Genomic DNA, 10762 nt, shown 5'->3' with positions numbered 1-10762 from the left:
GGACGGAGGCCGGTGGGGATTCGAACACACCCCGGCCGGACGGTTGACCGCCACCATCGACCCACTCGGGGCGCGTACCGAGATCACCCACAACACCGCAGGTGAGGTCGCTACTGTCACCGACCCCCTGGATCGAACCACCCAGTCGTTCCATGATGATCTGGGTCTTCTGGCCGGGACGGTGTTGCCGGATGGCAGGCGTTGGGAATACACCCATGATGCGTTGTCGCGGCTGGTCGCAGTCACCGATCCCGAAGGGGCCCGGTGGGAGTACACCCATGACGTCATGGGGCAGGTGGTCTCACAGGTCGATCCGACGGGACGGAGCTGGACCACCGGGTACTCCAAGGACCGCACCGAGATTTGGCAGCATCCGGACATCCCTCATCCCCCCACCACCACTCAGGTGCTGGATCGGATCGGTCGGGTGGTCTCGACCACCAATCCGCATGGCGGCACCCACCACACCCGATACGACCGATGTGGCCGCCCGGTCGAACACATCGACCCTGATGGTGGGGTCACGACCCTTCGCAGGGATCCGGCCGGGAGGGTCCTGCAGATCCACCACCCCGACGGGTCCGCCACGTCGTATGGCTACGACAAGGTGACCGGTCGGCTGGCCTCGGTCACCGACGCGTTGGGCCACACCACGGTCTTTGTCACGGATGCCGACAACCGCCTCGTCGCTGAGATCAACTCCCTTGGTGAGGAGACCCGTTACAGCTACGATCCCTGCGGCCGCGTGGTCGAGACCCGCCATCCAGTCCATGGCCGCTCGACCTGGCGCTACGACCCGTGCGGACGAGTCATCAAGACGTGGAGTCGGTTCCTCGGAACCCGACACTTCCACTACGACCCGGCGGGACAGCTCATCGAGGCTGTTGATGCGCTCGGCCGGGTCACGCGTTACAGCTACGACCAAGGTGGCCGCGCCACCACCATCACCGACCCCCTCGGCCATGTCACACGACGAACCTTCAACCACCTCGACCTCAACACCGCCGAAACCGATCCCCTCGGCCGCACCAAGCACCACACCTACGACGCCGCAGGACGACTCATCGGACATCAACGCGCCACCGGTGAGCGCCTCGAATGGCGTCATGACGGAGCCGGACAGGTCCACCAGATCGTCGTGAACGGGCTCGTGGTCGCGTCCCACGAGTATGACTGGGCCCACAACACCGTGACGGTTGACGACCACACCGCCCCCGAAACACCCGTCACCCACCACCTCCGATGGGACCAGTCCGGCAGACTGGTGGAACAGACCCGCAACACCGCCACAACCCGCTGGGAACACGACCTGCTCGGCCGCTGCACCCAAGTGACCACACCCAACGGCGATGTCACCAGTTACGGCTACGACCCACTCGGCCACTGCACCCACATCACCACTCCCGCCGGGAAGATCACCCAGGTCTTCGACCCGGCGGGTCGGCTCGTCGAATCCCACAGCCCGGACTCCACCCAGACCTGGCACTACACCAACGGGCAGGTGAGCAGCCAGCACATCGAAGGACCCGACGGCAGCGTCGAGACCCTCATCACCCGCGACGACGACGGCCGGATCACCGCGATCACCCGCAACGGGGAGACCACCAGGTACCGCCACGACGCGGCCGGGCAACTCATCGAGACCCGGGACCCCCACGGCAGGGTGTGTACCTGGACCTACGACCAGGCCGGACGACTCATCGAGGAACACAACAACGACCAGACCATCCGCTACATCCACGACGCCGCAGGTCAGCTGCTGGAACGCCACCACGGCCAAGACATCACCCGATACACCTACAACGCCGACGCCAAACGCATCACCGAAGATGGGCCCTCGGGCCGGATCGACTACACATGGTCCGCACTCGGCTGGCTCACCCACATCAACGGCCCCCACGGAGCCACCAGCCTCCACGTCAACGCCCTCAGCGAACTCGCCCGCGTCAACAACACCACCCTGTACTGGAACACCACCAGCCAACCCCTCCAGATCAACGACCAGGCGATCACCACCACCTGGGCGGGCACCGCCATCGGCCACCAATGGCTGCCCACCGGCTGGCGAACAGGACGCACCACCCACAGCAACCCCTGGGACACCCACCCCGCCACCACCATCGACGGCATCGCCATCACACCCGACGGCGGCCTCCACATCGAAGGCCTCGAATGGCTCACCCACCGGGTCTACCAACCCGACACCCGCAGCTTCCTCACCCCCGACCCCCTCCCCCCAATCACCGGCACCGCCTTCACCGGCAACCCCTACCACTACACCGGAAACAACCCCCTCCACGCCCAAGACCCCCTGGGTCTCCGCCCCGTCACCGACGAAGAACTCGCCGAATACACCCATCGCCACCACACCGGGAGCTTCTGGGAACGCAACGGCACCGCGGTGATCGGAGCAGGAATCACAATCGCAGGCGCCATCATCACATTCACCCCCATACCCGGCGCACAGATCATCGGCGGCGTACTCTTCAGCGGCGGCATGAACATCGCAACACAAGGCTTCCAAAAGCCAGGACAACCCCCCGACATGATCCAAGTTGGAATCAATGCTGCATTTGGAGCCCTCGGAGGCGGAATCACAACCGCTCTATCGAAGGCGGGTGGCTTGGCCGCCAGTGCCGCCAGAAGCGTCTGGGGACAAGCAGGACTGGGCGCTGGCCTTGGAGTGGGGAGCGGAGCAATAGAGGGAGCCTATGTCGCCTCTAAACAGGGCCTAACAGGCGACGAATATTGGGAAAGCGTCATGAACAGTGCCTTATGGGGTGGAATTATCGGTGGGGCATCAAATGCCGCCTTGACTGGCATAGGAAAAGGCATCCACGGGGCGCGAAATGATGGCGGAGCAGGCAGCATCCCTGAAGGGCCTCCCCCCACTACTCCAGCTCGAGGAACCTCGGATGTTGTGCCTGGAACAGTGAGACCAAGCGGCCCCAGCCAAGCTCTGCCACGAAGAGCCGCGATTGAGCCGGTATTCAAACCGCGTCGCAGCAGCGGAATCGAGGCTCCTGTTGCATCAATTCCGCGCCGAGTTCTCCCTGAACCCCAACCTCGACGAGCCCTATTCGAAGGCCCACTTGAGGACCTCCCATGAGCTTCGCGCCTTTATTCACACGACCGAAGATTCCTAGTTTAGAGAAGAAAGGCCTTGAAAGCACCTCATCTGACCCGACCCGCAGCAGATTAGGAGCCAACTCAACGGCTTACGGTAGGAGCAATTATGAAGCCTAACAGTAAACGGCTGAAGCGAGCAGGCTTCTGGCTACGCAAACTGCAGCTCGAGCTGGACCAGCAGGGGACTCCTTTCGTCGAGCTGGAATGGCGCGAAGGCGTTGATCTGTGGCCTCGCCATGTGGCCTGGAGTCGTATCGGACGAATACTGGCACAGTACAACGGCAGGGATTGGACCCTGTCCTTGGCACTGCCGGATGCCCGCCACTTCGCTACTTACGCCGATTGGACTGAATGCATGTACGGCACGTTCTGGGGAGGGCATGACACGTCAGAGACGGGATCTGCAATTTGGCTGGAGAAGCTGCTCAGAGCAGACGAGACTCCCGACATCGACGTCGAAGCACTGGATCGCATTGTAGAGAAACGACTCACCAAACCTGGGCCAACCAAGAGGCAGGTCATACTCCTATGGGCGGCCATCATCATCGGCTTCCCCACTTTTGCCTGGAGTGCATTCGTCGTCAAATCGCCCATTGCTGCGGGCGCCGTGGGCACGTTGGCCGCCGGAATACTCACATGGGTAGCGTCTTCGTGGCGCATCCGGCGCCGCCGGAAAAAACTTGGCTACACCCAGAAGAAGGAGGGAGGGGAACCTTGCGATTCTCCATGACAAACCTGCCCCCGGGGCTTACACCCCATGACTCGAAGGTGTTTGAAGCCGCCAACAGTGCGGAGAGGCTTCCCTGCCGGGAAGCGGTCGACACCATCAAAGAAGAATGATGCCAGCAAAAGAAGTCAAGTTGTTGAGGGCTGGTTTTTGGTTGCGCAGATTTCAGAAGGAGCTGCGCGACCAAGGCACACCTTTCATCGAGCTGGAATGGCGCGAAGGAGTTGACCTGTGGCCACGCTACGCAGCATGGACCCACATCGGGCGCATCTTGGCTGAGTACAATGGTTCCGAATGGATTTTGTCGCTCGCCCTTCCTGAGGCAAAATACTTCGCAACCTACGCAGACTGGGCGGAGTGTCTTTACGGCCCGACCCGGACAGGGTACAGCATCGAAGAGTCGGCGGCAGTGTTCTGGCTGAGAAAACTCCTGAAAGACGAGGATCCGCCGCAAATCAATGTCGATGCTCTTGACCGCGTTGCTGAGCGCAGAAAAACCCTACGGAAGCCAACCAGAATTGAAATGGCCCTCTTCTATCTTGCCTTGGCGATCGGGCTTCCACTGTTCAGTTGGTGGGTCATCGTTGCAGACTTTCCTTTGGCAGGGGCCGCCATCGGCACTGTCGCAGTCGGGGTCCTGTCCGTGGTGGGCTCACTGTGGAGAATTCATTGGCGACGAAAGAAACTTGGCTACACAAGCAAGAAGAAAGAGGGATAGTATGCGCAAGGCACGCGAACCGACCTCTCCCCCTGGCCACCTCACCAGCACAGCCTTCACCGGCAACCCTGACAATCATGTCAACAATAACCCCTCACGGCCAAGGGCCGCCGGGTCTGCGACCCGTCACGGACCAAGAACGCAAGGAGCACAGAAAGAAACACTGCACCAAGCACCTCACCTGGAAGACATTGCCGGGGCTGCGGCCACGACCTTTGGTGTTGCAGTCACCCCGTTCTACCGGATTGCTTACAGAGCCATCGCGCGGAGACTTCGGGCCAGCCCAACTCCATCCCCTGTTACCGACCTCCCTACCGGGCGGGTCATCAACGAGTCAGGTGTCGCTGTACCGCAGTCAGCTGCTCCCCACATCCAGTCATCGCGCCCAATGCTGAACGGCCCCATCCCGCCGGGCTGGACGCAGAACGACTCCGGCCTGATCGTCCCCGGTGGATAGGAATCTCACATGGACCACTCCGAAGAAGTGAAACCCAAGCTACCTGAGCAACTCGCCTATTTCATCGAGGAACTTGCACGACGAGGAATCAAGGTCACTGCCTTGCCGTCCGAGAAGAGCGATGCGTGCGATTTTGTAGCCGACACCCACATCGGCCGAATCTGGATCATGGACCTGGGCGGGCTGTGGGAACCTCGGCTTGCACTGCCGGGAGCCGCCTACTTTGCCAACGCAGCAGAGTGGCAAGCCTGCCTTGAAGGACGGAAACACAATTGGAAAGCCCCTACACTCGACGAATCAATCAACTGGCTGACAACAACACTCTCAAAAGGAATCCCCACTGAAATCAGCGCAGAAAAACTGGACCAAGTGGCAGGATTCCGTTTCAGACACGGAAAAAAGCTTGTCTGGCTTGCCAGCACAGGTATTGCCGTCGCCTTGCTCACGCTCTCCTTCGGCCTCTTCTGGGTCGCCTCAGTGACCAAGAACAGCATCGCAGGAATGAACGCCGTCGCCTGCGCGATCATCTTCGTCATCTACCTCTTCAAGTGGGGAAAACTGATGCGGAGCCTCAGAGAATGATTCGCGCTAGCAGCCATGCCTACCACGGCTTGATCCCCAGAATTCGCCGAATCAAAGCGATTGCCCCTAGATCTACCCCAAAGTTGTGGATTATTGGGACCCCAACCCCAGAAACCCACTACAATGACATAATGAGACTCGCGCCAAGAAGCGGGCAAGATGCCTTGAGGCAAGAGCGCCACAACATCATCCAGAAGGAGCAATGGATTCCACAACGCCACACCTGAGATGGGCCTCCCGGAAGCTGCGCGGGTTCCAAGACGAACTGGCGCGGCAAGGGACGCCCTTCCAGCAGCTGCCGTGGCGCGAAGGGGTTGACCTGTGGCCACGCTATGCGGCATGGACCCACATTGGGTGCATCTTGGCGGAGTATGATGGCACCGAGTGGCTGCTTTCCCTTGCAGTTCCCGGCGCTCGCTACTTCGCGGCTCATGTTGATTGGACCGAGTGCCTGCAAGGCCCAGCACGAGGAGGATATAGATCATCAGAGACCGCTTCGGTCTTCTGGGTCAAGAAGTTGCTCGAACATGAGAAGGTTCCCGAGGTGGATGTCGATGCCTTGGACCGGATAGTTGAAAAGCGATATGCCAGCCCAAGGTACTCCAAGGCGAAGGTCGCTCTGTTTTGGGGGGCGGTGATCATCGGTTTCCCCTTGTTTGCGTGGAGTGCCTTCGCGGTTGATTCACCCATTGCCCCCGGTGCCGTGGGTGTCGTGGCGGTGGGAATCTTGTCCATACTCGGCTCCTCATGGAGAGTTCATCGGCGACGAAAGAAACTTGGCTACACAAGCAGGCAGAAAGAGAGCTAACATGCGGAAGGCGCGCGGACCATCCTCTCCCTTGGCCCCCTCGACCTCATCACCAGCAGAACCTTCACCGGCAACTTTTGCAGTGGCTGGATCACATCAGAATCTGGGCTGCTCATCAAACCGTGAAATTGAAAAAACCGAGAGAGGCAGTCACTCGTGGCACCCGAACCCGAAAAATCAACTCGAGCCTTGCGGAAATTCTTGAAGGAGCTCGAACAGCAGAGAATCCATTTCACTGAGCGCGAGTGGCGCGAGGGAATAGACCTATGGAAATCCTACTCGGCACATACGAGCGTCGGGCAGATCCTCTTGGAGTTTGACGGTCGAGAATGGGTATTTTCACTCGCCCCACCCGGCGCAAAATACTTTGCAAGGCGAGAAGATTGGATCAAGTGCACTCGAGGATATTCACCCAGTGGACACCTATTTGCTGGGCCAGCATCCATCACATGGATGAGGGGCCTGCTCAAAGAACAAGCCCTGAGTATAGACATTGAAGCCTTGAATAAAATCGTCGAAGAGAGATACTACAAGAAAAGGTACCCCAAAGCATGGGATAAATTCATCTTCGCGGCTTCAATATTGGGCTTCTTCCTAATCCTCTGGGTCGCAGTCACGACCCAGAAAACAGGCGTTGCATTCGGAGTCTTCGGCTATGCATGCGCCATAATTATTGCCCAGCTGGCTAGAGCTTGGCGAAACCATCGAAAGAGCAAACAACTCGGACACACCAAACGAAGGTCGCAAGATGGCACACGAAGGTTCACTTAAGACAAGGAAGCAAAAGCTCAGTATCGACCTGACCACAAACCCATCGAAAACACCCAAGGGAGAGAAAATCACCAACATCTCGCTCAGGCGGGCACATGATAAGCTTTCACGCCCCACACCATACGGCTCCATCCCCTCAGGCTGGCCCCATAGCGACTCCGGCCTGATCGTCCCCGCAGGATAGGATGAAGTCCGCATGACTTGGCATGACGTTGCAAAATCGCAACCACCAGAGACATTGCTTGAATTCACGAAACAACTTGAAACCAAGGGACTTACTGTACACCCAACCGCCACCAACAACAACGACCACGGCCGCGATTTCGTAGTCAATACGCCAATTGGCCAGGTGTGGATCATCGACGTCAACGGACTTTGGACGCTGCGCTTGAGGATCCCCGCCGCCAAGTATTTCGCAGATGCAGCCGAATGGAAAGCATGTCTGAAAGGACAAAAACGCAGCTGGCACTCACCCGACCTCGAGGAGTCCATCCAATGGATCACTGAAACCCTCTCCGAAGGCATCCCACAGGAAATCACCCCCACTTCCCTGGACCAAATTGCAGAATTTCGAATCCGCCACGGAAATAAAATAGTTTGGATGTTCACGGGGGGAATTGCCGTCGCCTTGCTCGCACTCTCTCTTGGACTCTTCTGGGTCGCCTCAGTGACCAAAAACACCATCGCAGGGATAAACGCCTTCACCTGCGCGATCATCTTCGTCACCCACCTCTTCAAATCGGCGCGATTCATGAGGAGCCTCAGAAAGTGACTCCCGAGGCGATATTCACGCCGCTTCCCGAAGTATCCCCTTCCATCCGGCTGGGGGGTTACGCGAATCTGGATTGGCTTTACCACCCCCGGAGCCCCAAGGTACGTACCCGCCTCCCCGCCCCCTCCCCCGACCGGGCCAATCCCACACGACTGGACCGTCACCGACTCAGGATTGATCGTGAAGGCATGAACGCATATGACAGAGAACACACAAAGCCGCCGCTTAGCGGCCCCAAAATAACTCGAAAAATGCGGAGATTCATGGAGGAGATGTCAACACACGGCACACCATTCCAACAACTCCCTTGGAGGGAAGGCGTGGACCTGTGGCAGCGATACGTTGCACGGACGAATCGAGGACAGATCCTTCTGGAGTTCAACGGAAGAGAATGGATTCTCTCTTTTGCCCCACCCGGAGCAAAATACTTCGCCCGGCAAGAAGACTGGTTTACATGCATTCACGGACCCACGCTTGGAGGGTATCTCCTGACGGGGACATCTTCGATCAGATGGATCAAGGAATTAATTGACTCCCCCTCGCCACCAGAAATAAACATCTCAGAACTCGATAGAATTGTCGAGAAACGGCACGCAAGCCAGAAGAAGTTCGGTTCGCGATTCAATCTATTCCTTCTGGGAGGAGTGGCGGCAATAGCACTATTCATCACCATCGCCATCATAACCAACCACGCCGTCGCATTCGGCGCGGCGGGAGTAGTTTTCGCAGCACTCGCCTCAGCCCTTGCAGCACTCTGGAGAGTAAACCTCCGGACAAGAAAGCTGCATCGAATAAAGAATAAAAAGCGGAAGCAAACCAACATGGAAAAAAATTGACCCGAACCCTCTGACACCCACCCAAGAGAATGAGGAACATTCAGGAGCCCAAAGGATGGATTCAATGGCGGCAGCAACGGCTATGCATGGGCGGCGACAGATGGCGCCGAGGATTCACCATGTTTTAAGGTGGCGACAGCTTGTTTGAGGCATGTTCCGTGACGCGGTTTTCGGTCTACCTGAACGTACCTCACTGCCCAGCTATTCACTTTAGGACCAATTATGAAGCCTGAAGATACACGGCTAAAGCGAGCAGGCTTCTGGCTACGCAAGTTGCAACGCGAACTGGACCAGCAGGGAACCTGGATCCGAGATGTCGTCTTCAACGAAGACCACCACCAGGCCCGCACCGGTAACGGCCCCCAGATCATGGCCAGCCTCCGCAACCTCGCCATCAACCTCATCCGCCTCTTCCACGGCCCCACCACCAGCATCACCACCCACCTCCGACACCACGCCAGACACCCCAACCACGCAACAAAACTCCTAGTCACAACCCCACAACCACGACTTTGAACAACCCCTGACTGGCTCCGTGACGTCGTCTTCGACGAGGACCACCACCAGCTACGCACCCCAAGCCATGGCCTGCCTCCGCAACCTCGCGATCAGCCTCATCCGACACACCCACGGCCCCAACACCCGTATCGCCACCCTCCTCAGACACCCCGACCAAGCCACAAAACTCCTAGCCACCCCCACATGAACACGATTTCGCCGACCCCCTGGCCTCGGGACGCTCCGACGAGTTGCGCGGCCTGTACAACCACTGGACCAAGACCCTGCGGAAGTCGCGCTGTGGTGTCCTGCTACAGCCCAATGTCGACTTCGACGGGGAGATCCTGGGGGCGCAGCTCCCCCGTCGGGCCCCGGTGCGCATCAGCACGGGGCGCGGCTATGCCTGCTCGGGTGGCACGGTGGAGCTGATCCAGGCGATCCAACCGAGTGGACAGGTCGGCTGACTCCTCAAACGACACACCAAACCAGCAAAACCCCTGACCATCAGACTTTGCCGACCCCTTGGCAGCGTGAGTGATGTGATGAAGCGTATCGATGGTGATGTCTGGTTCAGGCTCAGGAGTCGGGTCGACCAAAACTCCGACACGGCAACGCGTGGGCGTGACCGCATGTCGGACCGAGGCCATTTCGGGTGACACCAGCCCGTGTTAGCATGGCTCACCAAAGACATCGAAACCGAAGAGAGTGGAGCAAGTGACATGAGTGATGTGATGCAGGGCATTTCAGAGGATGTCCAGTTCAACCATGAACATGCTGACGCACTGATCACGGCATGCAATGACGCCGCGGACACTGTTGAGAATCAGACTGCTTCGCGCTCCTCTTGGCTGTCCCACGGGCTGGAAGACTTCTCAGGATATTACGCCCAGCTATTCCAACAAAATGGCTCAGTTCAGGCGTCTGATGCTTCCCTTCTGGTCACGCGGTTGCGCGAGGTGGTGAAGGCCGTGCAGGACCTGAAGGCATCAGCAAAGGCGGAACAGGAGCGTCGGCAGACGGCTCGGGACTGGAAGAAGCGCCAGGAGGACCGGGGCTGGTGGGATCACGTCACGGACTGGTTCACCGGGGGCGAGGCCCCTCCGATGGGACCTCCGGATCCAGCTCCCACGTTCTCGGTGACCCCGGTGACACCTCCGGAGCGGCAGCCCCTGACTGGCTCAGGACACACCGGGACATCCTCTGCACGACCTGCGAATCTGCGGAGTTTCGCAACCAACTCTTCGGGCGGGAATGACGAATTACGCCCGAAAGCCACAACCGCTTCCACTGCTTATTCAAACTTCACAGGCAGCTGCAAGTGGGGTTCGCTGTCAGCGTCGGGCGTCTTCACTGGCTTCGATTCCTACATTGCTGCGAATGACAATGATGTGTCGTGGGCGAATGTGGTGGCGGGGGCGTTTGAGGCTGCTGGTGGGGATGGCGTGGTGACGGTGGCGAATGCCA

The 10762-nt window shown here is 58.9% G+C and carries 11 protein-coding genes; 10 read left to right on the top strand and 1 reads right to left on the bottom strand.

Annotated features, from left to right (window positions below):
- From EII34_RS15580 to EII34_RS15545, 8 genes are all read left to right on the top strand, one after another.
- A partial coding sequence (locus tag EII34_RS15580; protein WP_311767295.1) for an RHS repeat-associated core domain-containing protein occupies nucleotides 1–3109 on the top strand: 3109 nt, incomplete at its 5' end.
- 126 nt (nucleotides 3110–3235) lie between these two features.
- On the top strand, nucleotides 3236–3859 hold the full coding sequence (locus EII34_RS15575; RefSeq protein ID WP_124846087.1) for a hypothetical protein: 624 nt from the start codon (nucleotides 3236–3238) through the stop codon (nucleotides 3857–3859).
- Nucleotides 3860–3968: 109 nt separating this feature from the next.
- Nucleotides 3969–4574 carry a hypothetical protein gene (locus tag EII34_RS15570; protein ID WP_124846086.1) on the top strand — a complete coding sequence of 202 codons (606 nt, stop codon included), beginning with the start codon at nucleotides 3969–3971 and terminating at the stop codon, nucleotides 4572–4574.
- A gap of 466 nt (nucleotides 4575–5040) precedes the next feature.
- Complete coding sequence (locus EII34_RS15565) at nucleotides 5041–5613, top strand: hypothetical protein (RefSeq protein WP_124846085.1); 573 nt, start codon at nucleotides 5041–5043, stop codon at nucleotides 5611–5613.
- Nucleotides 5614–5974: 361 nt separating this feature from the next.
- A complete protein-coding gene (locus EII34_RS15560) occupies nucleotides 5975–6421 on the top strand; it encodes a hypothetical protein (protein WP_124846084.1) in 447 nt (148 codons plus the stop codon).
- A 201-nt stretch (nucleotides 6422–6622) separates the two neighbouring features.
- On the top strand, nucleotides 6623–7192 hold the full coding sequence (locus tag EII34_RS15555) for a hypothetical protein (RefSeq protein WP_124846083.1): 570 nt from the start codon (nucleotides 6623–6625) through the stop codon (nucleotides 7190–7192).
- Nucleotides 7193–7388: 196 nt separating this feature from the next.
- Nucleotides 7389–7964 (top strand): hypothetical protein, encoded by a 576-nt coding sequence (locus tag EII34_RS15550; RefSeq protein ID WP_124846082.1) that lies wholly within the window; start codon nucleotides 7389–7391, stop codon nucleotides 7962–7964.
- A 188-nt stretch (nucleotides 7965–8152) separates the two neighbouring features.
- Nucleotides 8153–8800 (top strand): hypothetical protein, encoded by a 648-nt coding sequence (locus tag EII34_RS15545; protein WP_124846081.1) that lies wholly within the window; start codon nucleotides 8153–8155, stop codon nucleotides 8798–8800.
- Nucleotides 8801–9064: 264 nt separating this feature from the next.
- On the opposite strand, the gene EII34_RS15540 is transcribed toward EII34_RS15545, so the two are convergent.
- Nucleotides 9065–9256, bottom strand: coding sequence for a hypothetical protein (locus EII34_RS15540; RefSeq protein WP_124846080.1), 192 nt, complete (start codon nucleotides 9254–9256; stop codon nucleotides 9065–9067).
- A 293-nt stretch (nucleotides 9257–9549) separates the two neighbouring features.
- On the opposite strand from EII34_RS15540, the gene EII34_RS15535 reads away from it, so the two are divergent.
- Both EII34_RS15535 and EII34_RS15530 read left to right on the top strand, forming a co-directional pair.
- Entirely contained in the window at nucleotides 9550–9762 is a 213-nt protein-coding gene (locus EII34_RS15535; RefSeq protein ID WP_185711391.1) for a hypothetical protein, read from the top strand.
- Between the two features lie 255 nt (nucleotides 9763–10017).
- A partial coding sequence (locus EII34_RS15530) for a hypothetical protein (protein WP_221620324.1) occupies nucleotides 10018–10762 on the top strand: 745 nt, incomplete at its 3' end.

Origin of the sequence: Arachnia propionica (genome assembly GCF_003859805.1) — a bacterium.
GTDB lineage: Bacteria > Actinomycetota > Actinomycetes > Propionibacteriales > Propionibacteriaceae > Arachnia > Arachnia propionica_C.
Note: the sequence above shows the minus strand (reverse complement) of the source record. Positions and strands in the feature narration are given on the sequence as shown.

Coding starts and splice junctions, on each gene's coding strand:
- EII34_RS15575 (WP_124846087.1), top strand. CDS start 3,236: ATGAAGCCTAACAGTAAACGGCTGAAGCGAGCAGGCTTCTGGCTACGC.
- EII34_RS15570 (WP_124846086.1), top strand. CDS start 3,969: ATGCCAGCAAAAGAAGTCAAGTTGTTGAGGGCTGGTTTTTGGTTGCGC.
- EII34_RS15565 (WP_124846085.1), top strand. CDS start 5,041: ATGGACCACTCCGAAGAAGTGAAACCCAAGCTACCTGAGCAACTCGCC.
- EII34_RS15550 (WP_124846082.1), top strand. CDS start 7,389: ATGACTTGGCATGACGTTGCAAAATCGCAACCACCAGAGACATTGCTT.
- EII34_RS15545 (WP_124846081.1), top strand. CDS start 8,153: ATGAACGCATATGACAGAGAACACACAAAGCCGCCGCTTAGCGGCCCC.